General features: G+C 34.8%; 26 protein-coding genes and 1 tRNA gene. 12 read left to right on the top strand and 15 right to left on the bottom strand.

Annotated features, from left to right (window positions below):
- Positions 1-206: 206 nt before the first annotated feature.
- The 7 genes from ACY0M5_RS00525 to ACY0M5_RS00495 all read right to left on the bottom strand — a co-directional run bounded on the left by ACY0M5_RS00525 (position 207) and on the right by ACY0M5_RS00495 (position 8991).
- Positions 207-1208 (bottom strand): bifunctional heptose 7-phosphate kinase/heptose 1-phosphate adenyltransferase, encoded by a 1002-nt coding sequence (locus ACY0M5_RS00525; protein ID WP_461630466.1) that lies wholly within the window; start codon positions 1206-1208, stop codon positions 207-209.
- Positions 1209-1345: 137 nt separating this feature from the next.
- The gene (gene priA, locus ACY0M5_RS00520) at positions 1346-3820 is read right to left on the bottom strand and encodes a replication restart helicase PriA (RefSeq protein ID WP_461630465.1); all 2475 of its coding nucleotides are present in this window, start codon (positions 3818-3820) and stop codon (positions 1346-1348) included.
- Between the two features lie 111 nt (positions 3821-3931).
- The gene (gene pfkA / locus ACY0M5_RS00515) at positions 3932-5779 is read right to left on the bottom strand and encodes a 6-phosphofructokinase (protein WP_461630464.1); all 1848 of its coding nucleotides are present in this window, start codon (positions 5777-5779) and stop codon (positions 3932-3934) included.
- 23 nt (positions 5780-5802) lie between these two features.
- Positions 5803-6495 carry a (d)CMP kinase gene (gene cmk, locus ACY0M5_RS00510; protein WP_124992539.1) on the bottom strand — a complete coding sequence of 231 codons (693 nt, stop codon included), beginning with the start codon at positions 6493-6495 and terminating at the stop codon, positions 5803-5805.
- Between the two features lie 147 nt (positions 6496-6642).
- Positions 6643-7668: a type IX secretion system protein PorQ gene (porQ, locus tag ACY0M5_RS00505; protein ID WP_461630463.1), complete on the bottom strand. Its 1026-nt coding sequence runs from the start codon at positions 7666-7668 to the stop codon at positions 6643-6645.
- Between the two features lie 55 nt (positions 7669-7723).
- Positions 7724-8230 (bottom strand): YkgJ family cysteine cluster protein, encoded by a 507-nt coding sequence (locus tag ACY0M5_RS00500; protein WP_461630462.1) that lies wholly within the window; start codon positions 8228-8230, stop codon positions 7724-7726.
- Between the two features lie 368 nt (positions 8231-8598).
- Entirely contained in the window at positions 8599-8991 is a 393-nt protein-coding gene (locus ACY0M5_RS00495) for a terminase gpP N-terminus-related DNA-binding protein (protein ID WP_101308062.1), read from the bottom strand.
- 142 nt (positions 8992-9133) lie between these two features.
- On the opposite strand from ACY0M5_RS00495, the gene ACY0M5_RS00490 reads away from it, so the two are divergent.
- Positions 9134-9403, top strand: a complete 270-nt coding sequence (locus ACY0M5_RS00490; RefSeq protein WP_124992533.1) for a hypothetical protein — start codon at positions 9134-9136, stop codon at positions 9401-9403.
- A gap of 298 nt (positions 9404-9701) precedes the next feature.
- On the opposite strand, the gene ACY0M5_RS00485 is transcribed toward ACY0M5_RS00490, so the two are convergent.
- A complete protein-coding gene (locus ACY0M5_RS00485; protein WP_461630461.1) occupies positions 9702-10622 on the bottom strand; it encodes an ISAon1 family transposase in 921 nt (306 codons plus the stop codon).
- Positions 10623-10939: 317 nt separating this feature from the next.
- Between ACY0M5_RS00485 and ACY0M5_RS00480 the strand changes: the two genes are divergently transcribed.
- The 3 genes from ACY0M5_RS00480 (at position 10940) to ACY0M5_RS00470 (ending at position 12819) form a co-directional block, all read left to right on the top strand.
- Positions 10940-11140 carry an HTH domain-containing protein gene (locus tag ACY0M5_RS00480; RefSeq protein ID WP_461630460.1) on the top strand — a complete coding sequence of 67 codons (201 nt, stop codon included), beginning with the start codon at positions 10940-10942 and terminating at the stop codon, positions 11138-11140.
- A gap of 106 nt (positions 11141-11246) precedes the next feature.
- On the top strand, positions 11247-11855 hold the full coding sequence (locus ACY0M5_RS00475; protein WP_461630459.1) for a recombinase family protein: 609 nt from the start codon (positions 11247-11249) through the stop codon (positions 11853-11855).
- A gap of 232 nt (positions 11856-12087) precedes the next feature.
- Positions 12088-12819: a nuclease-related domain-containing protein gene (locus tag ACY0M5_RS00470; protein ID WP_461630458.1), complete on the top strand. Its 732-nt coding sequence runs from the start codon at positions 12088-12090 to the stop codon at positions 12817-12819.
- A 298-nt stretch (positions 12820-13117) separates the two neighbouring features.
- On the opposite strand, the gene ACY0M5_RS00465 is transcribed toward ACY0M5_RS00470, so the two are convergent.
- Together ACY0M5_RS00465 and ACY0M5_RS00460 are read right to left on the bottom strand one after the other, a co-directional pair.
- Positions 13118-14065 (bottom strand): hypothetical protein, encoded by a 948-nt coding sequence (locus ACY0M5_RS00465; RefSeq protein ID WP_461630457.1) that lies wholly within the window; start codon positions 14063-14065, stop codon positions 13118-13120.
- Positions 14066-14075: 10 nt separating this feature from the next.
- Positions 14076-14498, bottom strand: a complete 423-nt coding sequence (locus tag ACY0M5_RS00460; RefSeq protein WP_461630456.1) for a hypothetical protein — start codon at positions 14496-14498, stop codon at positions 14076-14078.
- A 317-nt stretch (positions 14499-14815) separates the two neighbouring features.
- Here ACY0M5_RS00460 and ACY0M5_RS00455 point away from each other — a divergent pair, with 317 nt between their 5' ends.
- The 3 genes from ACY0M5_RS00455 (at position 14816) to ACY0M5_RS00445 (ending at position 16615) form a co-directional block, all read left to right on the top strand.
- Positions 14816-15454, top strand: coding sequence for a hypothetical protein (locus ACY0M5_RS00455; protein ID WP_461630455.1), 639 nt, complete (start codon positions 14816-14818; stop codon positions 15452-15454).
- Entirely contained in the window at positions 15435-15908 is a 474-nt protein-coding gene (locus ACY0M5_RS00450) for a hypothetical protein (RefSeq protein WP_461630454.1), read from the top strand. The genes ACY0M5_RS00455 and ACY0M5_RS00450 overlap by 20 nt, the downstream gene beginning before the upstream one ends.
- Positions 15909-16366: 458 nt before the next feature.
- A complete protein-coding gene (locus ACY0M5_RS00445) occupies positions 16367-16615 on the top strand; it encodes a hypothetical protein (protein WP_461630453.1) in 249 nt (82 codons plus the stop codon).
- A 94-nt stretch (positions 16616-16709) separates the two neighbouring features.
- On the opposite strand, the gene ACY0M5_RS00440 is transcribed toward ACY0M5_RS00445, so the two are convergent.
- The 5 genes from ACY0M5_RS00440 to ACY0M5_RS00420 all read right to left on the bottom strand — a co-directional run bounded on the left by ACY0M5_RS00440 (position 16710) and on the right by ACY0M5_RS00420 (position 19390).
- Positions 16710-17147, bottom strand: a complete 438-nt coding sequence (locus ACY0M5_RS00440) for a hypothetical protein (RefSeq protein WP_461630452.1) — start codon at positions 17145-17147, stop codon at positions 16710-16712.
- 141 nt (positions 17148-17288) lie between these two features.
- Entirely contained in the window at positions 17289-17579 is a 291-nt protein-coding gene (locus tag ACY0M5_RS00435; RefSeq protein ID WP_289529225.1) for a helix-turn-helix domain-containing protein, read from the bottom strand.
- Positions 17569-17928 (bottom strand): type II toxin-antitoxin system RelE/ParE family toxin, encoded by a 360-nt coding sequence (locus ACY0M5_RS00430; RefSeq protein ID WP_461630451.1) that lies wholly within the window; start codon positions 17926-17928, stop codon positions 17569-17571. The genes ACY0M5_RS00435 and ACY0M5_RS00430 overlap by 11 nt, the downstream gene beginning before the upstream one ends.
- Before the next feature lie 94 nt (positions 17929-18022).
- Entirely contained in the window at positions 18023-19270 is a 1248-nt protein-coding gene (locus tag ACY0M5_RS00425) for a tyrosine-type recombinase/integrase (protein ID WP_461630450.1), read from the bottom strand.
- 44 nt (positions 19271-19314) lie between these two features.
- Positions 19315-19390: transfer RNA gene (locus ACY0M5_RS00420), tRNA-His, on the bottom strand.
- Positions 19391-19525: 135 nt separating this feature from the next.
- Between ACY0M5_RS00420 and ACY0M5_RS00415 the strand changes: the two genes are divergently transcribed.
- The 5 genes from ACY0M5_RS00415 to ACY0M5_RS00395 all read left to right on the top strand — a co-directional run bounded on the left by ACY0M5_RS00415 (position 19526) and on the right by ACY0M5_RS00395 (position 23986).
- On the top strand, positions 19526-20200 hold the full coding sequence (locus ACY0M5_RS00415) for a DNA alkylation repair protein (protein ID WP_461630449.1): 675 nt from the start codon (positions 19526-19528) through the stop codon (positions 20198-20200).
- A 129-nt stretch (positions 20201-20329) separates the two neighbouring features.
- Positions 20330-21079, top strand: a complete 750-nt coding sequence (locus ACY0M5_RS00410; protein WP_124992531.1) for a Bax inhibitor-1/YccA family protein — start codon at positions 20330-20332, stop codon at positions 21077-21079.
- Positions 21080-21128: 49 nt separating this feature from the next.
- Positions 21129-22343: an N-acetyltransferase gene (locus ACY0M5_RS00405; RefSeq protein WP_461630448.1), complete on the top strand. Its 1215-nt coding sequence runs from the start codon at positions 21129-21131 to the stop codon at positions 22341-22343.
- Between the two features lie 86 nt (positions 22344-22429).
- On the top strand, positions 22430-22693 hold the full coding sequence (locus ACY0M5_RS00400) for a type B 50S ribosomal protein L31 (protein ID WP_101308277.1): 264 nt from the start codon (positions 22430-22432) through the stop codon (positions 22691-22693).
- Between the two features lie 102 nt (positions 22694-22795).
- Positions 22796-23986, top strand: a complete 1191-nt coding sequence (locus ACY0M5_RS00395; protein WP_461630447.1) for a GlmU family protein — start codon at positions 22796-22798, stop codon at positions 23984-23986.
- Positions 23987-24143: the final 157 nt, after the last annotated feature.

Raw genomic sequence — 24143 nt, 5'->3', positions numbered from 1 at the left:
TGATTACAAGGTTTTATATTATAAAAATGAACTTGTTCCAAAGATACTATTTTAAAGCATATTTAAAATTTTGAAGCGATCTAAAATAGTAACAAATGCAAGAGAATTATCAACATATTATAGTGTTGCAAGACTAAAATCATAAGGAAACAGAACTCCCTGGGGATGAACGTTTTTCATAATTGAGAAATAACTTGTACGCTTTTCTAAAGCTTGTCGATTATCTTACTGCTTTCAGCTAAAAGTTGATCCTTGTTAATAGGTACAACAACAGGAATTTCACATACAATTCCTCCTGCAAGGTTCGAGATTGCAGCAATCTGCCTTGCATTCATACCGGTGGCCAAACACAAGGCAGCAACGCTGATTACAGTATCGCCGGCTCCTGAAACATCCGCAATTTGTCTAACCACTGCAGGAATGTGTTCGTAGGTTTTTTCATTGCTGATAAAAACGCCTAACTCTGATAACGTAATAAATAGTTTTTTAATGCCCATCTCATTCTGAAACTTCTTGGCTTCGTCAAACAATCCGTGAATATCTCCTTTTTCAAGCAGTAGATTGGAACCTTCCACAAATTCTTTGAAGTTTGGTTTGAAAAGGCTTACATTTTTATAATCGTTGTAATGACGTTTTTTAGGATCTACCGCAACAGGAATTGCTTTGCTGTTAGCAAGATGAACAATTTCATCAATCAGATTTTTAGTGATTACTCCTTTGTCGTAATCTTCAAAAATAATTGCATGAATTTCATGCTTTTCGATTAAGCTTTTGATGTGATCAATAAATTCAGCTTCTATTTCATCCGCTAATTCATGAGTATCTTCTTCATCAACACGAATAAGGTGTTGATTGTTGCTTATGAAGCGCGTTTTTACCGTTGTTCTCCGTTTGTTGCTAACAACTATTCCATATTGCTCTTCTTCAATCCCAGTTAAAAGATTTAAAAATTCTTTGCCTTTTTCATCCTCACCAATCACTGAACAAAGAATAGGGCTTGCACCTAACGATTTGATATTTAGAGCTACATTTGCGGCTCCCCCTAATCTGCTTTCGCGCTTAACGCAAGAAACAATTGGTACCGGGGCTTCCGGCGATATCCGATCTACTTTACCCCAAACGTAGGCGTCGACCATAACATCGCCGATAACCAACACATTTAATTTAGAGAAGGATTCGAATATTTGTTCTAATTCAATTTTATTCACTATTTTCTGGTTTTTGAATTATGTCAGCAAAGATAAACAAATTCGTGTGTTGGCGAATCTTTAGCACATTCCTTATGTATTTTTAACACATTTAGAAAATTCAATTACAAGTCTTAAATGCTTGTAAACGATGTTGTTTACATCGGATCGACGTCGAAATTAATTTGAATGGATTTAAATTGATCCATGCTTTTTAGATGATTTGCATGTTGATTTAAAATCCATTTGGCTTTAGATGGGGAACTTTTCTTCTCTATTTTTAAAAGGATGTTAACGATGTATAAGTTTTGAATTCGGTTAATAACAGGCGATTGAGGCCCAAATACACGAATACCAAAAATTTTCCGTAAAGATTTTGCCAAGGTTTCTGACGCCTGATTCACCAGAGTTTGGTTTTTGTGTTTTAAACAGATGTTGATTAAGCGGTAAAAAGGCGGATAAATAAATTCTTTTCTTTCTGCCAATTGGTCGGAGTACATCGAAATATAATCGTTCCCAATTACATTTTTTATGATTGGGTGTTCAGGAGTATAAGTTTGTATCAGAACTTTGCCTCTTTTCTTTTTTCGGCCGGCACGTCCGGAAACCTGAGCCATCATCTGAAAACTCCGTTCGTAGGCACGAAAATCCGGGTAATTCAGCATTGAGTCGGCATTTAGCACACCAACCAAACTCACATTATCAAAATCGAGTCCCTTCGAAACCATTTGTGTACCCACTAAAATATCGAGTTCCTGATTTTCGAATTTGTAAATGAGTTTTTCATAGGCCATTTTTTTGCGGGTGGTATCCAAATCCATTCTTGCAATTCTTGCATCAGGAAAGAAACCTGTTAATTCCTCTTCAATTTTTTCAGTTCCAAAACCTTTGTCTTCAATTTCGGTTGAACTGCAATGTTCACAGCTGGTTGGTGGATGAATACTGTAAGCACAGTAATGGCAAACCAATTGATTGTTGAATTGGTGGTATGTTAAGCTGACAGCACAGTTTGGGCAATGAGGAACCCACCCGCAGCTTTTGCATTCCAGATAGGGCGAATATCCTCTTCTGTTTTGAAATAAAATGATCTGTTCCTTATTTTCCAGGCAAGTTTCCATCATTTGCATCAACTCAGGAGAGAACATGGATTTCATCCGTTTTTTCCGTTTGGCTTCCTTTACATCAGCAATAATTATTTCGGGCATTTCCAGATTCTGGTGACGCTGAAACAATTCTACCAAACCGTATTTGCCCGTTTTGGCATTATAGTAGGTTTCTATTGCGGGTGTAGCAGTGCCCAATAAAGTTTTTGCCTGATGCAAATGAGCTAGATAAATAGAAGCATCGCGTGCGTGGTATCGCGGAGCCGGATCGAATTGTTTGTATGTGTTTTCGTGTTCTTCATCGACAATAATTAATCCTAAATTTTTGAAAGGCAAAAATATTGATGAACGAACACCTAATATTACCTGATAGGCATTATCAGGATTGTTTTGATTGATATTGTTGTAAATTTCTACCCGTTCGGCATCGTTAAATTTCGAATGATAGATTCCTACTTTATTTCCAAATACAGTTCGCAGCCGATTTATGATCTGAGTTGTTAAAGCAATTTCCGGCAACAGGTAAAGTACCTGTTTTCCTAGTTGTAGTTGCTCCTGAATCAGATGGATGTATATTTCTGTTTTTCCACTTGAGGTGACTCCGTGGAGCAGTACACAGTTCTTCTCTTCAAAGTTTTCACGGATCTCAGCAGTTGCTTTTTCCTGATATTCATTCAATTCTTTAAGTCCTGAAGTTTCTGTTTGAGACAGATCGATTCGATCCAGTTTCTCATGGTAAATTTCAAGAATGTTTTTTTCCACCAAATTTTTTAAAATGCTTTTGGAAGTTGCCGTTGACGTTAGAAGTTCGAGGACTGAAACTTTTAGAGCATTTGCTTCGAAGTAATGTTTGGAAAGATTAAGATAGGAGAGGAGTATCTCCTGCTGTTTTTTTGCTCTTTTTAAGTCATTGATCAGATCTCCCATTTCCGATTCGCTAAAATCAGATGCCAATCGAACAAACTCTTTTTTCTTTTCCTTGTAATGGTTAATGATTTGTTCTTCGATGGAAACGGCTCCTTTTTCGAGTAGTGATTTTACTTGAGGAAGCGTATTTTTTAATCCTGTGGCCTGATTTAATGCAAAGATGTTCACGTCTTTTGAATGCTTTAGTACATTCAAAATTTGCACCTCGGTTTTACTTAGAGTTTCCTGAGTCTGAAAATCTTCGTTTGCAGTTATCTTGGTTTGGCTTTCCAGCTTTAATCCTGAAGGAAGTGCTGCTTTAAAAACATCACCTAAAGCACATTGGTAATATTGTGATATCCAATCCCAAAAATTGAATTGAAAAGAATTGATAATCGGAGATTCATCCAGACAGGTAATAATATCTTTGGTTGAATAATCTTCAGGAGCTGTATTGTGAATGTTTTTCACAATGCCTGTGTAGAATTTTTTACTGCCGAAGGGAACAACTACCCTTTTTCCAATGGCCACATCAGCTTTTAATTCCTCCGGAATAGAGTAGGTAAAAAGCCGGGCCAATGGAAGTGGCAGTATAATATCTGCGAATTCGGTAGTCTTGTTCATTACTGTGAGCATTTTCCTCAAAGTTATGAGTTCTGATTAGAATCTCATCATTTGGGCATTAAATCCTGATACGAAAACAGGCATGAACAAAAACCACCGTTCTCAAATCATTTAGATAGAAAGAATATCGTTAAGACTCATCAGTGAATCCTTAACTTTCTTCTTGTTTTTAATTGTTTTGTTGAATGAAACATGTGAAACCTCACCGTTAACAATTCCAACCATGATACTCTTTTGATCATCCAGTAAAGCTTCAACAGCAGCAACGCCCAAAGTAGATGCAGTTACGCGGTCGAAAGCCGATGGAGAACCTCCTCTTTGCATGTGTCCCAGAACAGATACACGAATGTCGTATTCAGGATGTTCTTTTCCAATTTCCTTTGCAATTGTGTAAGCACCACCAGATTTGTCACCTTCTGCAACAATTACAATTCCGCTTGATTTGTGTTCTTTGTACCCTTTTTCAAGATATTTTTGCAATTCCTGAGTGTGGGTTTCTTTTTCAGGAATTAAAATAGCTTCAGCTCCTGTTGCAATTCCACTTCGCAAAGCAATAAAACCAGCATCACGGCCCATTACTTCAATAAAGAACAAACGGTTGTGAGCACTCGCAGTATCGCGGATTTTATCAACAGCATCAATTACTGTGTTGATTGCCGTGTCGTAACCAATCGTGTAATCGGTACCAAACAAATCATTGTCGATAGTACCCGGAATTCCCACTACAGGGATATCAAATTCTTGTGTAAAAATACGGGCTCCTGAAAATGTACCGTCACCACCAATAACCACAAGAGCATCTATTTTATTGGCAATCATTTGCTCATGTGCTTTTTTTCTTCCCTCAACAGTTCTGAATTCTTCACTTCTGGCCGAACGAAGAATAGTTCCGCCTTTTTGAATAATGTTGCTTACATCATGAGATTTCATTTTCTTAAAATCACCATGAATTAAGCCTTCGTATCCTTGCAGTACACCTACAACTTCAATTTTGTTATAGATAGCAGCACGAACAACAGCTCTGATGGCTGCATTCATTCCTGGAGCATCGCCTCCTGAAGTTAAAACTCCAATTTTCTTAATTTTAGACATGCTTAAATCGTTTTTATTTTCAAGTTTTATTTTTTCAATTGTACCATTCATCAGCCAGGTGGGAGTGGATGTTGCTCCGCTTACACCAACCGATTTCGCATTTACAAACCAATCCATGTTCAGTTCATCGGGGCAAGTGATAAAGTGACTGTTCTGATTTGTTCTTTTACAGACATCGAACAGTAATTTTCCGTTCGAACTTTTTTTTCCGCTCACAAAAATGATCACATCGTGTTTGCCTGCAAAATCCTTAATTAAGGGAACACGATTCGATACCTTTCTGCAAATTGTATCATTAATACTAAGGCTGTTTTTGCATTCTTTTTTCAGATATTCTGAAATTTCGGCAAAGCCGGAAATGGTTTTTGTTGTTTGCGAAAACAGAACAACCGGCAAGCTAAAGTTCACCAATTTTAAATCATCTGTATTTTCAACAACAATTGCCTTGCCTTCGGTTTGACCGACTAAACCATTTACCTCGGCATGACCTTTTTTACCGTATATAATTATTTGACCGTTTGACTTCTTAATCTCCTGATATGCTTTTTTTATCTTTTTTTGCAGTTTTAAAACTACCGGGCACGAAGCATCAATAATTTCTATATTTTGCTTTTTTGCTGTTTCGTAAGAGGTTGGAGGTTCTCCATGTGCTCTAAATAAAACTTTTTTTCCTGACAGTTTTGCAAACTGATCGTGATTGATGGCTTGTAACCCTTGAGCATTAAGACGATCAACTTCGATATTGTTGTGAACGATATCACCAATACAGAAGAGTTGATTGTCCTCTTTCAGTATTTCTTCCGCTTTATTTATGGCATTTACAACACCAAAGCAGAATCCGGCGTTAGGATCAATTTCAATATTCATTTTTTATCCTGTCGGTTGATTACTTACAGCTCATTCATGCGATCAACAATCCAATCCAATTGTTCGTCCGGAGTTAAATGGCTGTTGTTAAGTACAATTGCATCATCAGCTTTTCGGAGTGGACTTTCATCGCGGTTTTCATCGATATAATCTCTTTTTGAAACGTTTTCTCTGATTTCGTCCAATGAAATGTTTTCTCCTTTATCTTTTAATTCTTTGTAACGGCGAATGGCTCTTATTTCTACATCGGCTGTCATAAATATTTTTAAATCGGCATTTGGGAAAACCACAGTTCCAATATCCCTGCCGTCCATTATAACTCCACCTTCTTTGCTCAATTCACGTTGAAAAGCCACCATTTTCTCACGAACAAATTTGATTTTAGCAATCAAACTTACGTTGTTCGAAACAGCCATTTGGCGAATCTCATCTTCAACCAATTCAGCATTTAAATAAGTCTCGTGACGCTGTTTTTCAGTGTTGTATTTAAAAGAGATGTTTACTTGATCGATCAAATGAGCCAACTTATTTTCATCTACTTTGTCGCTGGAAATTAAGTTGTTTCTCATTGCAAAAAGAGTAACCACCCGATACATTGCGCCACTGTCAATATAAGTGTATTTAATTTTTTTTGCCAAATCCTTGGCAACAGTACTTTTTCCGCACGACGAATGTCCGTCGATTGCTATAATTAGTTTCTTTTCAGGTATATCCATTCTAGTTATTGCTCGGTTTTTTTGTGCAATTGGGTACAAAAGTATAAAGAAAATCGATCAAAATATGAGATTTGGAACTAAAAATAGGAGGTGTGAAAGATTATAGTTTCCTGTAAACGATTGAAATGCGCAATTTGAATTATTTTTTTAGAAATTAAAGTCGCTTAATCGTGTGCTGATTGAGAAATGATTGCTTGCGCCTGCCAAATGATACTTTGCCGAGGCAAAACTCACGTGAAAACGAGATACTTTAACTCCAAATCCCCAAGTGAATCCAACAGTTGAAGTTTTTTCATCAACTTTAAGTTCCATTCTTCGCTGAAAGTTGTACCCCAGCCGAATGCTAAAATTCTTCGATGGTAAAAATTCTGTACCTAAAATGAAGTGTTTCAGGGCTTTGTCGGAGAATCCGTCTTTGCTTGATTTTGAGAAGGAATCGTCCGTTTTATTTAATTCTGATTCGTAAGTCAGATCGAATTCTTCCAGATGGCGGTAGGTGATTGCAAAACGAAACGGAGCGTGCTGTAGTTTGGTGCTCATTCCAATTAATATTTCATTCGGAAGATCTTCACGGTGCGATCCGTAGTAGGCTTTTATTTGATAACCAAAATTCCGCGCCACAATTGAAGCTCTGAATAGTTCATCGGAACTGTCGTAGATCAAGGCCAAATCGGCAGCCAAACCAAAAGAGCTGTATTTTTCTAAGGCAGAATAAATTGGTTTAATTGAAGCTCCCACACGAATATTCTTATTCAATTGCCTGCCATAACTAATAATCAGCGCGTAATCGGAAGCTTTAAAATTGCCTGTTATTTCTCCAAATTCGTTTGCTTCTGTAAATTTTCCATAGTTTACGTAATGCATTGCCAATGAAAAGGTGCCGATTTTAGCATAATCTTTAGTGTAGGAAGCATATCCGTAATTGATATCCGTAAGGTAAATTACGTAATTTAATGCCACTTTTTGATCCAAATCGGGATGAAGGGCCGCTGGATTGTAAAAAGAGTAATCTGCATCAACATTGTTCAGTGCAATTTGATCTCCTCCCATGGCAGCAACTCTGGCCGAACTTCCTAAATTCAGGAATTCGTAGATGTTTTCTCCACCACTTTGGCCTTTCAGCGTAAGGCTTGCAAGAAGAGAAATGAGGATGAGAATTGCTGTTTTATTCATGGAATTGATTGCTTAGGCATTCTAAAGATAGAAATCCGAATGAAAAGATTCTTGCTTATAGTTGTTCTTTTTTCTTTTTAAGGCGATCGACTACTTCGTAAACAGCAGGACAGTAATGTGTATTTTTTAATGTGAGATCGAGTATTTGATAAAAGCGTTTGCGGTCGGTATGTGGATATTCACGGCAGGCACGGGGACGATTTTCATAAACCATACAGTAGTTGTCAGGCATCAAAAACGGACAAGGGGTTTCCTTAAACACATAATCGTTTTCATTGTCCATATATAAATATTGATTGATGAATTCGGAAGGTTTCATTCTAAACTGTTTTGCCAGGCGTTCAATGTCCTTATCAATAACAATCGGACTAATGCTCTTGCAGCAGTTGGCACATTCCAGGCAATCCAGATCTTCGAATACTTCATCATGAAGTGTGTGAACAATAGAATCCAATTGTTTGGGTTTCTTTTTTTTTAGTCTGGTGAATAATTCTTTGGTAGCAGTTTCGGTATTTTTTGCATTCTGCTTTAACAACTCCAAATCGATCTTTATTTTGCTCATTACTTAATTCTGTTTTTTGAAAGCTTTAGTTTGACTTGTGAGAAAAAGAAGCCACCACTAACAATAGATATCCCGACTCTTTTTTTTGGAAGTTGAGAATTTTATTGAGTGCAAAAATAGCCGTAAAAATCGGAATTGCATGGATGTGATTATTGGTTTTTGCAATAGCTCAAATATTTTTATGTCTAAAAAAATATGTCTGCCAGGTTTGCGTCAGTTAAAATCTTTAAGGCCTAAGCGTAGGTGGAGTTGTTTTTTGTTGCCTCGATGTAATTAATAATCTGTTTTAGACTAATATTTTGAATGTGTTGAGTTTCTAAAATACCTGTTTTAAAATTGAATTTAGAGGAAATTGTCTGTGCGAATTATTACTTGGCGGAATTGTTTTTTTTTAATTGTAAATACTCCTCGTGCAGTAAAATGTGTTTCTCCTGTAATTCTACCAATTTGTGTAAGAGGACTGCATTTTCGTTTAAAAGATCGTTTATTTTTTTTGTATTGTGATAGATTACATCTGGTTCTTCTATTTTTATCTGTTTATCTTCTTCTTGTTTAGTGTTGCTGTCCAATATTTTTTTTAGCAAATAGTTGGCATCTTTATTACAGGCAATTGAAATCTGTTTTAAGGTCTCAGGTTTCCAATTGTCTTTCTTCATATAGGCATATATTGTTCGCCTGTCAACATTAATTCTTCTTGCAATTTCAGTAATTGGCAACCCCGATTCCGTAATTAATGTTTTTATAATATCGCCTTTTGACATAAGGTGTGAATTATTTAATCAAAAAGTGTCTGTTTAATTTGGACAGTTTCGTGAAATTCGTAATCTTTATTATGAAATAGAATAAGAGTTATGTGATCTCTAGCGCACAAATTAAGCAATAGTTTTAAAATAGCGGTATTCAATGCAAAAAAAATTTAACATCAATGATCGATTGGGGAATTTAAAAGCTAAGGAAGGAGCTGCTCTCAGAAAAGCAATTGCACTGATGATGGGTAGAACAAGAGAGCATGTTAGCAGGATTCTTAATGCACCGGAGGGTTCTTCAAAAGATTTTCCTTCTGAAGTAATTATAAGACTTGCTGATTTTTTTGAATGCAATCCTGAAGATTTATATAATACTCCACCCCGACCAATAAATAAAAAAGAGTTGTTTAATGTAGAATATGACTGAGAAATTAAAAATCACACATTTGCTTTTTTTTCGTGTTTTTGTAATGTAAGTATGATTAAGATGAATAATTATGATGTTTTTAGTAAAAGAGCCAAAGTGATTGACAGACTCTTGGTTGTATTATTTTTTGTGATATTATTGTTGGCTGTATATTGGGTTTGGTTATCTTATTTTTGGACTTTATCATTGAATTCCTCAATTTCTTACCAATAACAAAAGGGATATAGATGTGTTACGAGAAAATTCCGATGAAATATTATCTTAACAATTACAGGTTTCGTTTGGATCAATTCAAATATCAGGTGGAGTAAGTTTTTTTATGCATATATTTTTTTACCCTAAAAAGGAAGAAGTTAATCTCTCTCACCCCTCTAAGTGATGCCCTGAATGCTTTCAGTTTTGCATTGAAAGATTCTGCCGAAGCATTCGTATTGTGATTATCAAAGTAGTTTAAAATACCTTGATAATGATCTTGGATAGTGTTTTTAATACTTCTGAATGATTTAAATCCAGTCTCTTCAACCTTTCTAAACCAATGAGCTAATTTTGTATAAGCAATACCTTTTTCTTTGGTTTGTGTAAATATCAATCTGAGGTTATGAGTTAACATGTATGCTTCTTTCATGTCAGGATATTGGGCAAATAAAATTTTTGCACGTTTTTTCTGACTTCTTGTCCAATTGTTTGCAGATTTAAAAAGTAAATACCTGCTTCTTGCCAAAAGTTGCTTTTTAGAATCCCCATTATCAAATACGGCCGGCTGATATTTCTCTTCCCTGTAATTAGCTTCTCTGATCGCTTTGGATTCTTCATTTAAAGCATCCCAACGATGAGCTATCCGCATTTGCTGTAAACCGTCATAAGCCAATTTCTGAACATGAAAACGATCAATCACCCTGCTTGCTTTGGGAAAACTGCTTTGTACGATTTTATTTATGCTTCCCGCCATATCCAGAGTTACTTCTTCGACTAAACCTCTAATACTCTTAGGAGTCTTCTTTAAGATGGAGATGATATTTTCAGATCGAGTCCCTTGAATCATGGCAGCCAATGCTCCTTTTCGGCCTTTTGCTGCTTTATTGGTAATTATTGTATAAAGCTCTCCATTGGTTAAGGCTGTTTCATCAATAATAACTTGAGTGATCTCAAAGTAAGAAAATATCTCTTCTGATAAAATTGCTTGAAGTGAGAGTTTGTAGTGATCTTTTGTTGAATCCATCGTCTAAATTCTAGTCAACAAAATTAAATTATTCCTTTTGAGCCAGCTACTTTTCGAATTGATCCGAGTTAATCAATGAATTGGGAAGAGAGATAAATCCGATACTAACAGAGCTTTTGAACGAAGGAAAGATAAAAGCTGGAAATATACTCAACGATAAGTTTATTGAATTAACCGAACCTATAAAATATGAAAAAGAATAGAAAAACACCGAACCATGAAGTATTTGAAACGTGCCCTAACTGCGGAGCACAGATTGATATAAAAACAGAAAACATTTGTTCATTTTGCAAAACTCAATTAAACCCTAAATAACTATGGAATATAAAACAATGACCAGACAGGAGTTCGCAGACAAACTGTCAATTTCCCGATCAACTCTACACAGAAAAATAGCAATAATAAATAAAGGTTCGCAAAACCCGATACCTCCATATGTGCTACTGCTCGAAGAGGAAGTAAAATACTTACACGAAAAAATAAAAGAACTGTACAAACAAGAATCGGGTTCAAAATAGGGTATGGTTTAAACAGAACCCAAAAAACGAGGGATATTTTAACCTTTTACCATCAAAAAAGCATGTTTTTGAACCCACTTAAAAAATGAACCCAAAAAAAGTGATTATGAAAGAAAAATACTTTTACATCGGTGTTTCTACCGTTGAGCAAAATGTAGCTAGGCAAACATCTGTATTTGAAAAAGAGGAAGGTGTAAAAATTACAGATAAAATTTCGGGGGACGTTCCATTTTTTGAAAGACCATCTGCAAAGAGAATATTAAAAGCGGTTGAACAGAAAACAATCTCGGAATTGATGGTTTATGATATCGAGAGACTAGGCAGAGATTTAGTGGATTTTGTAACTACGGTTGATTTTTTCTCTAAAAACAATATTTGTGTAACTGTTAGAAAGATGAACCTTTCTAGTTTGAGAGATGGTAAAAAAGATCCAAGCTTTGAGATTATTGCTAGTGTTCTTGCAATTTTCGCACAAAGTGAGTTAGCCGGAATAAGAGAGCGACAAGCGGAAGGAATTGCAGAAGCTAAAAAAAGAGGTGCTTACAAGTGGAAACCAAAAGGTGCAAAAAATAAAGACTTCAAATCTAAGGTTGAAAAATACCCAAATGTAAAAGCTTGTTTAGAAAGTGGCATGAGTATATATAAAACCGTTTCCGCTACTGGTGTAAGTCGTAGTACAGTAAAGAGAATAAGAAAAGAATATTTTGAAATTTGACGATCATTTATTCCACTCAACAGCACTGTCTATATGAATTTTAGATGATAAAAGGCCTTTGATTATTTTCTGAATTAGAAAATGTTTTTGTTACAAAATGTAAATTTTAATACCTTTTAAGAATAATGTGTGAGTTTGCATTCCAATAAATTAGGGGTGGATTGGGATGGCTATATAGTTAATATTTTAGAAAGTACGAGAAACGGACAAAACTGATATTGAAAGACTAACAATGGAAATTTGGAAATATATTAATGGAAATGATAACGTTATTCTATGGATAATTATTGGTTTAGTTCTTCTTGTTAGTTTTATCCAATTATTTAGAAAAATTCGAGATATAAAATTGCTCAAAACTGTTACATCCTTAAATCAGGGAACAAAAACAGAAAGAGATTTAGTTTTAAAATTATTGAAACGTGGAATACCTGCACAAACTATATTTCATGACTTATGTATAGAAAAACGTAATGGGGAGTTTTCTCAAATTGATGTAGTCGTTGCCACAACGGAAGGGATAATTGTATTTGAAGTAAAGGATTACAGTGGATGGATTTATGGCAATGGTAATTATTCTCATTGGATCAAAGTTCTAGCTAACGGCAAAAGAAAATATCGTTTCTATAATCCCATTAAGCAAAACATAAATCATATTGAAACTTTAAAAAAACAACTTAAACAATTTGAGAATATTCCGTTTTTTTCAATAATAGTTTTTTATGGTGATTGTGAATTAAAAGAGGTTGATTACATTCCTAAAGGAACATTTCTTGTAAAACCCTATCGGATATTTGAGGTTATGAAATTTATTAAGGAAAACAACGATAAAGCTCCATATACGGATAAGTACGAGATTGTAAGAATATTAAAACAAGGCGTGAACAACGGAGAAAATTTAAGTAACCAAGAAAAGCACATCGAAAATATTAATGATCTGTTGGGTAAGGATAGGATTTACGACTAGAAATAACTAATGATATGGTTGTTTTAGGGTGTCGAAATGAGCACCGCAAAACGAAGTGTTTTTACAAATATTACCATGCCCACAATAGGGAACACTCTAAAGAATAAAAATTAAATGCCTAAGCGTAAAAGCTTGCTTGGATGGGAGAGAGTATTAATAAAACGATAACCTCAAAATAAGTGAGTAAGAGTACTGTGAAAAGAATAAAATTTGAATATTTGTAAATTGTAAACTTCAAAGCAAAGGAACGGGGATGCTTTACAGCTCCCCATTCTTATGTGGCTTATTTAATTTTTAATTAATGAAAATCATCAAATACATATGCTGTACCAGATCCTGTAGAACTTCTCCAAAATTTAACGATAGGGTTCGTTATGGAATACTCTTTGTTCCCATTCATGTTTACATACCTATTGGCCGCATACAAGTGAACACGATCTTTGGTGTTGGACATTGCAGTCTCATTATTGATAGTTTTTGAGATGCCAGATGAGTTTGTGTAGGTGAGTTCAGAACATTTAAATTCTAAGCGATTGTCCCCCTTTTTATCTTTCCAGTGTTTTCTGTAATATTTACTTTTGGCTCCGACGCTGGCTCCAATATCACCATAGGTTTCGGCATACATCCAAACACGAATTCTTCTTCGACGACTTACTTTAATCGAATATGAATCACTTGTCCACTCACCAGTCTTTGTAATAACCTGAGCTGATTTTGTAGTATTTGTGAAGGAACTACTGTCAATTTCAATATCTTGAATTTCCTCAAATGGGCGATTAAATTCCTTAACCAATTTAAATATCCCATCTTCTTTTGCGTATTTGGTTATTTTACCTACTTCTGCAATGTAGATGTTGTTACCAATTGCTAATACACCATTTGAATTAAATTTTTGAGCAACAATCGGATCACTTATAATCATCTCATATTCATTATTCCCAATAGGCTTTAGAATGCTGGAATATTGTTCAATAGCTTGTTGGTACTCTGCTTCTTTTTCAGGGTCTACTGAATAATTAACTACTTCCTGATACGCATCCCACATTGTTTTAATTTGGGATTTTGCTTTTGTATTTCCGGAAGGTGACATAACATCTAAGTTACTATCAAAACTTAAAAATTCAGAAGCGCTGATTTTATTAAGTTGCTCATTGTTTTGAGTTGTGTCTACCTCGTTACACTTATCGCATGATGCAAAGATGAAAGCAGTTGCGATTACTAAAGCAAATAATCTAATATTTTTCATAATTTTCTATCTAAAAATTTATACCAACCCCTATTTTTGGTAAAACTTTAAATTCATCAGAAAATTCAGTCTTGAATTCAAGTCCTAGCATTAACTTCAAATTATCACTAATAATACCTTTTTTAGTAATATAAACGGGTAGTCGCATATACTCTTCATCTGAATCAGAATATGAGAAGCCAACTCCCCAAGACAAATCAATACCTTTAGACGTATTGATATTGAAATCATTTTTAAGAAATACTGAATATGAAGCATCTCTTAACTGTTCATTGCTAGCTTCGATTCTAAATTCAGGATAAAAACCTTTATTCGTAAATAAGGCAATTCCAAATTCATTTGAATTGTAATAGCTCGCAGTCATTTTTTTTTCTTGAGCAATACTAGTAAGTGCCGTAACAACAAATACGAGTAGTAATAATTTTTTTTTCATTTTGTAAAAATTTAAATTTAATAAAGGAGTAAAACTAAGTATAATATTTAGACAGTCAAATCCATAATTTTCATATAATTTGATTTTAAAACAATATATATAATGTAATGTTCTTAAAAATAAATAGTTAAATAGGAGTTGTGTTTTTTAACATATTTATATTATACTAAAATTAGATGTGACATAAAACAATGCGATAAATCAAAGTGTCACAACATTAGGTGTAAAAATAGTGAGACAAAACGTTTGTTGAGAAATGTAAAATGAGAGGAATGTTCTAAAAACATATATAAAGACTGAATGACGTTTAAATTTCATTGTGTATAATTAAGGATTATAAAAACACCCCCGTAAACCATGAAATCTACGGGGGTGTTTATGGATTTAGACCGAAGTCTGGAATTGCAAGTTTTTTTTACAAGTATGGTTTTATAGGAGCATCGGCATTGACCAATACTTTTTTCAGGCTTTGTTTACCCGATATCATAGTAGACCTTCATCCTGATAACGGAACAAAGAAAGCTTTCTTGTTGGTTTTTCATGAACTTTCTCACGCAAGTCATTTTAAAACGGTAGGCTCAAGATATTGGATTAAATATATTAACTATATTATAACTTATCAGAGTAAAGCTTCACCTTATGGTAGTGGTACTGGGGCTAATTCAGGATACTGTGGTGTTGGAGAAATGTGGGCTAATTTTTGTGCTGATTATTTTTACAGGGATTATTATGGTACGAGAACTTCTCCAAATTGGAACCCTAAAGAAGATTTTTACGATCCGGGATTTCTGATGGATGCAGTAAATAATATATCAGACTTAACTATAAAGGAGGTTTATTCCTGTCTAACAAGTTCGGTTACTAGCATTCCTAAATTAAAAGATAAAATAAAAAACTATACAAAATATGATGAGAAAATTGATAAAATATACAATGATGACTATGATTTACCGTAATGTGTTAATATTGTTATTGGTTTGTTTTTTAGGTGGTTGTGGTTTGTTTGATTGGGATCGTGAACCTGATTGGGATTATAATTACGAAGTCTTATACGTTAACAATACTCAACATGATATAGGCCTTGTTTTTATTTTTCCTGAGGTGTCAACAGGCGATGAAAAAAAACTCATTTCAAGAGAGCATTTAGTTTTAGCAGGAGAAACCTTAGATTATTCAAGTGATGACTTTGGAGGTGATATTGGTGACGATCCTGTTAGTAAATACAATAACACAACATCATACGTTAAAATTTCTTTACAAATAGAAGGAGAAGAGGTGAAAGTGTGGACTAAGGAGGCTGTAAATAATTTAGAAATCCATAGCCCTTACAATCCAGATTCGTGGAAGATATTTAAAGATGACAAAGGCTGGATAAAATTCACCATTGAGGAATCTGATTTAGAGAATTAGGCTATTATTGTATTTTACAAACGGTACATATGCTTGTTACCCTATTTTTAATTAAAAAAGAGGTGGCTGTTTCGTAATTATGAGACAGTCTCTTCTTCTTCGGTGAACCGGTTAAATATCGTCCGGCTCAACTTCTGGGGTTATGTACGCCTGTAGTGAGCTGAATATGTGCATTTGTTCCTCATAGAATTTTGAAAAGAGAATGTAAAGTATTTGAGCAAGATAGGACTGAGCATCGGGTTGCAATGACATATTTAATAATACAACTGAACAACACGTAGACTATTTATTCAGTGAGTATAAATAAATTAAAATATGAAAATATTACTTTGTACATTTTTAGCTTGCATTCTTAACTTTTGTGGAGGGGTTCAGAAACAATTTACATTTTAAGAAATAAAACTTCGCATGTAATTAGCATTGATTCATATAGCACTAGATTAGGGAAAGATAATGTTTTGGCTTCAAAACAAATTATTTTACCGCCAAACGAATTTCATGAACAAAAAAGTGTTAATGGAGAAACTTATTTTAGTGAAACGTCAATTGATTCCGTACGAATAAGCTTTAATGATGAAAAGCTATTAGTTTTAACATGTAAAGATTTAAGAAACACAGAATCTTGCCATCCTATTTTTAATGGAGATATTGAATTTTCTATCACTGAAGAAGATTACAAGAAGGCTGTTCCTATAGAGGAAGAATAAGGAAATTATTAAAAAAGAAAGCCTCCAAATTTGGAGGCTTTCTTTTTTGCCATTAACTCAATAATTGCCATTGCCTTTTTTAAGTGTAAACCGTTTAAATATCGTCCTCCTCATTTTCTTGGGTCATGTAAGCCTGTAGTGAGCTGAATATCTGCATTTGTTCCTCATAAGGTTTTGAAAAGAGAACGTACAGCATTTGTGCAAGATAGGCCTGTGCATCGGGTTGCATTCTTCGGATTGCATCAATGATTTGTTTTTCCTGAATATTCAGCTGATCAGCCAAACCATTCAAACCGTTGGTGTTGCTGGGAATGAGATTGTTTGCAAAAGCACCCAAAGCAGATTGAATGGCCGGCATTTGAGTGATTGCCTGAACCGTTTCTTTGGTTGTGCTGGTATTAGTATCGCTGATATCCTTGCTGTGTTTCTCCCTAAGTTCCGCAAGTTCCTTTGCATGTTTCTCCTTAAGGTCAGCAATTTTATCCGTTAGTTTTTCAATGGTGAAATTGTACGTTAAGTTCGAGTTCTCCAAAGTTTACATTTATAAATATTGGAAACAAGCACTAGCCCCTTTTGATGAGTTGATGCAGAATCATAAAGAGAGAAACCCATAAACGACAAAAGAGAGCTTAGCGGCTCTCTTTTTTTATTGTCCAATGTTATTGATATCTTTTTATAATTCAATTTGAATTTTAACCTTACCGCCCAATCCTTTTTCAACGATATCAAAAAGAGTTTTTAGAGTTAAATTACTGCCGTTGTTCTCAACTCTTGAAATGTAGGTGCGCTTTTTATCTACAAGCTCAGCTAATTCATTTTGAGTCATGTTTTTATCTTCTCTGGCTTTACGTAAAAGGAATCCTATTTTTGTAGCTTCAAAATCTCTTTCAAGCTCATCTCTTCGGTCGGTTCCTTTAGCACCGTAAACGCTATCTTTAATGTTTGCCCAGCTTTTAGTGTTCATCTTCTTTTGCTTTTTCTTCGTAATACGAGTTCATTAATTTTAAAGCCTTGTCTATCTCTTTTTTCGGTGTTTTTTGTGTTTTCTTTTGAAAACCATTTAAAAGGATTACCAGTTTGCCTTTATCAAAAAAAAAACAGAATACACGCCAAATATTTGAAGCCAGTTTTATTCTTGCTTCGTAGAGTCCGTTGGTGTCTGTTATTGCTTTTAGATATTGTACTGGAACCCTTTCGTAAGTCTCAATAATTTCTATGATTTTAAAGATTTTATCTTGCACCTTACCGGGTTGTTCCTTTAAAAAATCTTCGAAATGATTTTCGTAAGGAATAACCTCTCTTATTCTATCCATATACAAAGGTAACTTAAAAGTTACATATTTAAAAGTGAAGTATTAGTTAATAATTACATATTCCAAAAAACAGCAGGGTTGATATTCGTTAAATCTATTCCAAAAAACTATTGTAATCCTCTGGTAGCTCAACATCATTAACTCGAATGTAGTTGTAAATAGCTTTACTTTCGTGCCCTGTGATAAGGCTTAATTGCTGTATTGTTTCGTGCTTAGAAAGCGTTTTACGCAGTTCTAAATAGATTTTAGTAATGTAGGTGTGTCGGAACGAATACAGCTTAAAATCTTTGCTAATTTCAAATTTATCACGAAATCGGGCAAATCGTCTGGTAAAATATTTTCGTTTGTCTTCTTCGGGCAAATCCCAGTTATCAATTTTATCAGGTTTGAATAAAAAACCAGTTTTTCCCTTCGCGAATTCGGCTAATTCTTCAATCAATAATTTAGGAATAATCTTTGTTTTGCTTGATTTTGTTTTGGTTTCAACCGAAATTGTATTTTTTTCAAAGTTCACATCCTCTATTCTGATTCTAAGAATTTCAATAGGTCGCCAAAACATAAATGAAACAAATTTAATAAACATCAAAAGTGTTTGATCGTGCTGTTTTAAGAGAGTTGATATCTCGTTCACGTCTTCCTCGGTATAGATTCTTACGGGTTTTTCTTCCTTTTTTGAATTTTGAATCTCCTTGATGAAATTAACTGGAATCAAATCTTCGCTGGAAAGAACTGTGAAGATTGCGCTTAAAGCACCCTTTGAATTATTCCGGTGAGTTGCATTTTTAATGGTTCTCAGGTATTGGAAAACAATACTTTTATTGGTATCCTTAATTGAGAAATGAGAATATCCCTGACTTTTTAAGTATTTTTTGAATAGGTTGATTCGGGTTTCGTAGCCTGAAAATGTGGTTTCCTTTACTTCCGGTCGTTTAATTTCCAAAGCAAAGTCCAGTGCCGAAAGGGCAGTGTGCTCACTTGCTGTTTCTCCTGTTTCATAGGGTGAAAATCCATCTTTTAAAAACTTCTCAACACTGTTTCGAACCATTTTCAAGAACTTTAACCGCTCGTCAAAGTCTTTGTAATCTTGATTTACATTAAAATAGATGGGGGTTTGCGGAACTTTTTTAGGTTGTCCGGTTGATGTTTTTGCCGTAGGATGTTCAAAAGAATAGTAAACATACCAGCGACTGTATTTTTTCAGAATAGCTTTTTTTTCTTCATTTGTGAATGATGAAAATGGCTTTGAAGTCACTATTTTTGGATAAATACTAGGTCTTGTGTATTTTCTCACAATATATGCGATCGTATATTCGGTATGTAGTAGGTCTATAATTTTAGCCATAAAAAAATGCGCCGTAAGGCGCATCTTTATTGACTTGTTATGTAGGGTGAAAGACCGGTTTCGAACCGGCGACCTCTGGAACCACAATCCAGCGCTCTAACCAACTGAGCTACAATCACCATTTTTGCTCTAATGCGGTGCAAATATAGAGAAATCTTTAATTATTATCCAAGTGTTTTATGAAAAAAATATAAAAATATATTCTGAAAGGATTATAAACTCTACCTTTGCAGGCAGTTAACTAATTTTAATAAAATGGATTTTTTTATCGATAAAAAAGAAACAGAAGAATTGTTTCAGGAAATTTTCAAGAAAATTCAAATTCTTCGTAATGGTGAGACACATCATGAAATGAAAAAATTTGGATTGAACTACCCAAAAGCATTGGGAGCAACAATTGTAAATTTGCGGGAAATTGGGAAAGATTATCAGAAGGATCATCTTTTAGCACATAAATTGTGGACAAAAGGCTTTCGCGAATCGAAAATCGTGGCAACTCTTCTCGAAGAACCGGAAAAAGTGACAGGAGATCAGTTAGAGCGTTGGTTCGCCGAGATGGATTCAAATGAATTATTGGAGCAGGCAAGTATGAATTTGTTTCAGTATCTGCCTAATATAAAGGAGCTTGTTAAAGAGTGGGTGAAAAGTGATATTGCAGCAAAACAGGTGTGTGCAGTAATGGTTGTTGGACGCCTGGCAATGGATAAAAAAGAGGGGAGTGACAGGCTGTTTATCGATTTTATAGAAATGCTTCCAAATAAATTCGAGGATGCTTACTTTTTGAATCAGGTAAAAAGAGCCTTGGGGAAAATTGCCCGAAGAGGAGATGTTGTTGTAAATAAGCTTGTTGCTTTGGTTTGCGAATTAAAGAGAGAGGATGAGGACTGGAAAGAGATTTGGGCTGATCTTCAATATGAACTTAATTTGTAAGTGTTTTTTAAGATATTTTATGATGTGATATGGCATTCACATCTAGGAAAAGAAAATTAAACAAAGTAAATTTGAAACATATTTTTGCAACATTTAAGAATAGATTTTAAAGATTAATAGTTAACACATATGGGATATACAAAAAGTTCAAATCCTGTTCTGAGCGAAAAAATTTTTTACGCTTCAAGAAGTGGATCGTACAGTGAAGCAATGACGGTAAACGGAACCGTAAATAAAGTCGGTTTGTTACTGTTTTTTCTTGTAGCCGCAGCAAGTTATACATGGGGATTATACAATGATTCTATGGATTCATCAGTGGTGATGCCGTGGTTAATAGGTGGAGCTATTGTAGGCTTAATTCTTGCTATTGCGACTGCTTTTAAGCCGGCTTGGTCTCCTTACACAGCTCCTTTTTATGCTTTAGCCGAAGGTTTAATGTTGGGTGGATTGTCGGCGATGATGAATGTCGCTAATCAGGGTATTGTGGTGCAGGCGGTTGGCTTAACATTTGCCACATTGTTCGCAATGCTTTTTGCCTATAAATCAGGATTAATTAAAGCAACAGAGAAATTTAAGTCTGGTGTTATTGCAGCTACAGGAGGTATTTTTATATTTTACATGTTGAACTGGATTTTGAGCATGTTTGGCATTGGCTTAAATATCGCAAATGGTTCTGATTTACTAAGTATTGGGATCAGCCTTTTCATTGTTGTTATAGCTGCACTTAATCTGGTTTTAGATTTCGATTTTATTGAAAAAGGTGCCCAATCCGGAGCTCCAAAATATATGGAGTGGTATGGTGCATTTGGGCTGATGGTAACATTGGTTTGGTTGTATGTTGAATTGTTGAGATTGCTCTCGAAATTGGCCAGACGATAAAATTTACATTGAAACCCCAAATTACAAAACTTAAATAAAAACGAATCGAGTGAGGATAGTTGAAGTTTTAGATCAGACGCATCAAAAAGATTTTTTAGATATTGCCAGAATCATTTATAAGGATGATTCCAATTATGCGTGTCCGTTGGATGCTGAGATTGAAGGAATATTTGATCCGAAGGAAAATTCATTCTTTAAGCATGGTGAGGCAGGCCGATGGATATTGCAAAACGATGAAGGAAAAGTAATTGGACGCATAGCTGCATTTATCAATACCAATAAAGCTTTTTCTTTTGATCAGCCGACTGGCGGATGTGGTTTTTTTGAATGTGTAAATGACAAAAAGGCAGCTTTTCTTTTGTTTGACACAGCAAAAGAGTGGTTAACTGTGCGTGGTATGGAAGCCATGGATGGTCCGGTGAATTTTGGCGAAAATGATAATCATTGGGGACTTTTGGTTGATGGTTTTATGCCTCAGGGATACGGAATGCCATATCATCAAAAATATTACAAGGTATTTTTCGAGGAGTATGGCTTTAAGGTGTTCTTCGAACAGTATAGCTATCATCTTGATTTAAAAAAGCCTTTTCCGGAGCGATTTTGGAAAATTGCTGAGTGGGTTGCTAAAAAGCCGGGATTTACTTTTGAGCATTTTTCATATACAAAATCGGAAAAATACATTCAGGATTTAATTGCAATTTATAATGAAGCATGGAAATTTCATGATAATTTCTCGCCGATAGATCCTGAGGATATCCGTAAAATGGCTCGTGATGGAAAAGGAGTAGTCGAGGAAGAATTTATTTGGTTTGCTTATCATGAAGGAAATCCAATTGCATTTTTTGTGATGATGCCGGATATCAATCAGATCTTGATAAAGATGGATGGTAAATTTAATTTCTGGAGTAAACTGAAATTTTTATATCATTTAAAAAAGAAAACAATTACCCGCGCTCGAATCTCAATAATGGGTGTTGTTCCTAAATATCAAAGGTTTGGAATTGAGTCGGCAATCTTCTGGCACATGGATAAAGTGATGAAGAGAAAACCGCATTATAAAGAAGTGGAACTTTCGTGGGTGGGAGATTTTAATCCGAAAATGATTTCTATTTATGAGTCGGTTGGTGGTGTGAAAATGAAAACACATTATACCTATCGTTTGCTTTTTGACCCTAATAAGCCCTTTAAACGGACACCTATTATCCCTCTGGAAAACAGGGGAAGTAAGGCAAAAGAGAAAAAAGTAATGGAAAGTGGAGAATAATTTATTTATTCTTTTGCAAAACAGATTACAATATTTACCTTTGCAGCCTATTGGAAGTAGATTATAAGAAACTAAAGGATATTAAAATGAAACAAGGAATACATCCGGAAAATTACCGTCTTGTGGCTTTTAAAGACATGTCAAACGAAACTGTTTTTATTGCTAAGTCGACTGCTAGAACTAAAGAAACTATTGAGTTCGAAGGCATTGAGTACCCAGTTATTAAGCTTGAGATCTCTAATACATCTCACCCTTTCTACACAGGTAAGATGACATTAGTAGATACTGCTGGTCGTGTTGATAAGTTCATGAATCGTTACAAGAAACACATGGACGGTAACAAGAAGTAAGATTAAAAAATCTACCATATTAAGAAAAAGCCTCGATTATTCGAGGCTTTTTTTTATTTTTGATCATACATAAAAATCCTTCGGATTTAAATCACTACTACTATGAATTATATTCTTTTTGATGATGGGACTTGGAATGATCTGCGTCCACTCACATTTACCCGTCCGGTATCAGAGATTCGGGTTGGCATTTTAAGCATTCGTGAAAAATGGGAGAAATATCTTACAGCCAGCTTAAGTCATTTTACGCAGGATTATTTATCTGTAAAATATCCAATCTTTGTTCAGGAACAAAATGTATTGATTAATGGTTCGGTACTTCCGGATGAGAGGTTGAAAGATGCAATTCTGAATTTAAAAGTGGGAGAGTATCTTGCAAAGGATGGAGTTATTCTGGCGGCTAATTTTTTGACTGCTGACCTTGAGTTGGTGAACAAGGAAGGAATTGAAACAAAAGTTAAAGTTGCGTATAAACAGGCTGTTGATCGAATAGCAATGCCTTACGATATATTTGGAAGTAATGACAAGGCTCTTCGTGCCGATTTTGAATTGCTGACCAAAGGAAGACAATCGCAGAAGATAAGTGATACGGTAAATGTTCTTGGAAAAGAGAATATATTTCTTGAAGAAGGAGCAAAAGTAGAATTTGCATGTCTTAATGCTGTTGACGGACCAATTTACATTGGAAAAGATGCAGTTATTATGGAAGGATGTTTGGTGCGTGGTCCTTTGGCCATGTGCGAACATGCAGAATTAAAAATGGGAGCCAAAGTGTATGGTGCAACTACATTAGGTCCCTACTGCAAATGTGGCGGAGAATTAAATAATGTGGTGTTGTTTGGTTATTCGAGCAAAGCTCATGATGGTTTTTTAGGAAATGCAGTATTGGGCGAATGGTGTAATATTGGTGCTGACACAAATAATTCAAATTTGAAAAACAATTATTCGGAAGTGAAGTTGTGGAACTACTCAAGTGAAAGTTTTGAAAAAACAGGCCTGCAGTTTTGTGGTACTATCATGGGTGATCATTCTAAATGCGGCATTAATACCATGTTGAATACAGGAACTGTTATTGGTGTGAGTGCCAATGTGTTTGGCGCCGGATTTCCCCGTAATTTTATTCCCTCTTTTGCAATGGGCGGCAATCATGGTTTTAAGGAATATCGCTTAAAAGCAACTTTCGAAGTTGCTGATTTGGTAATGCAGCGCAGAGGTTTGGAATTTAATGAGGTGGAGAAAAATATCTTAACAAATGTATTTGAAATGACCAAAGAGTATCGGAAATCATTTTAGCACAAATCCTTATTATATTAATATGAGTTCTTTCTGTTAACTGATAGAACTCATTTTTTATTTTGGCATAGCTATTGCCAAGTAAATAGTGACCTATTAATATTGGTGGAAACAGACATTTTGTCACTTTTTACAGGACATAAGTTTGTTTTCTTTA

This window comes from Labilibaculum euxinicum, assembly GCF_963678175.1.
In the GTDB taxonomy this organism is placed as follows: Bacteria; Bacteroidota; Bacteroidia; order Bacteroidales; family Marinifilaceae; genus Labilibaculum; species Labilibaculum euxinus.
This window is presented reverse-complemented; position numbering and strand designations above follow the sequence as displayed.

Excerpts from the sequence above, each read along its gene's own strand:
- ACY0M5_RS00470 (WP_461630458.1), top strand. The coding sequence starts at position 12,088 with ATGGAAATTTGGAAATATATTAATGGAAATGATAACGTTATTCTATGG.
- ACY0M5_RS00500 (WP_461630462.1), bottom strand. The coding sequence starts at position 8,230 with ATGAGCAAAATAAAGATCGATTTGGAGTTGTTAAAGCAGAATGCAAAA.
- ACY0M5_RS00465 (WP_461630457.1), bottom strand. The coding sequence starts at position 14,065 with ATGAAAAATATTAGATTATTTGCTTTAGTAATCGCAACTGCTTTCATC.
- ACY0M5_RS00410 (WP_124992531.1), top strand. The coding sequence starts at position 20,330 with ATGGGATATACAAAAAGTTCAAATCCTGTTCTGAGCGAAAAAATTTTT.
- ACY0M5_RS00415 (WP_461630449.1), top strand. The coding sequence starts at position 19,526 with ATGGATTTTTTTATCGATAAAAAAGAAACAGAAGAATTGTTTCAGGAA.
- ACY0M5_RS00450 (WP_461630454.1), top strand. The coding sequence starts at position 15,435 with ATGACTATGATTTACCGTAATGTGTTAATATTGTTATTGGTTTGTTTT.
- ACY0M5_RS00400 (WP_101308277.1), top strand. The coding sequence starts at position 22,430 with ATGAAACAAGGAATACATCCGGAAAATTACCGTCTTGTGGCTTTTAAA.
- ACY0M5_RS00490 (WP_124992533.1), top strand. The coding sequence starts at position 9,134 with ATGCAAAAAAAATTTAACATCAATGATCGATTGGGGAATTTAAAAGCT.
- ACY0M5_RS00460 (WP_461630456.1), bottom strand. The coding sequence starts at position 14,498 with ATGAAAAAAAAATTATTACTACTCGTATTTGTTGTTACGGCACTTACT.
- ACY0M5_RS00425 (WP_461630450.1), bottom strand. The coding sequence starts at position 19,270 with ATGGCTAAAATTATAGACCTACTACATACCGAATATACGATCGCATAT.
- priA (WP_461630465.1), bottom strand. The coding sequence starts at position 3,820 with ATGAACAAGACTACCGAATTCGCAGATATTATACTGCCACTTCCATTG.
- ACY0M5_RS00395 (WP_461630447.1), top strand. The coding sequence starts at position 22,796 with ATGAATTATATTCTTTTTGATGATGGGACTTGGAATGATCTGCGTCCA.
- cmk (WP_124992539.1), bottom strand. The coding sequence starts at position 6,495 with ATGGATATACCTGAAAAGAAACTAATTATAGCAATCGACGGACATTCG.
- ACY0M5_RS00495 (WP_101308062.1), bottom strand. The coding sequence starts at position 8,991 with ATGTCAAAAGGCGATATTATAAAAACATTAATTACGGAATCGGGGTTG.
- ACY0M5_RS00430 (WP_461630451.1), bottom strand. The coding sequence starts at position 17,928 with ATGGATAGAATAAGAGAGGTTATTCCTTACGAAAATCATTTCGAAGAT.
- ACY0M5_RS00480 (WP_461630460.1), top strand. The coding sequence starts at position 10,940 with ATGGAATATAAAACAATGACCAGACAGGAGTTCGCAGACAAACTGTCA.
- porQ (WP_461630463.1), bottom strand. The coding sequence starts at position 7,668 with ATGAATAAAACAGCAATTCTCATCCTCATTTCTCTTCTTGCAAGCCTT.
- ACY0M5_RS00435 (WP_289529225.1), bottom strand. The coding sequence starts at position 17,579 with ATGAACACTAAAAGCTGGGCAAACATTAAAGATAGCGTTTACGGTGCT.
- pfkA (WP_461630464.1), bottom strand. The coding sequence starts at position 5,779 with ATGAATATTGAAATTGATCCTAACGCCGGATTCTGCTTTGGTGTTGTA.
- ACY0M5_RS00485 (WP_461630461.1), bottom strand. The coding sequence starts at position 10,622 with ATGGATTCAACAAAAGATCACTACAAACTCTCACTTCAAGCAATTTTA.
- ACY0M5_RS00475 (WP_461630459.1), top strand. The coding sequence starts at position 11,247 with ATGAAAGAAAAATACTTTTACATCGGTGTTTCTACCGTTGAGCAAAAT.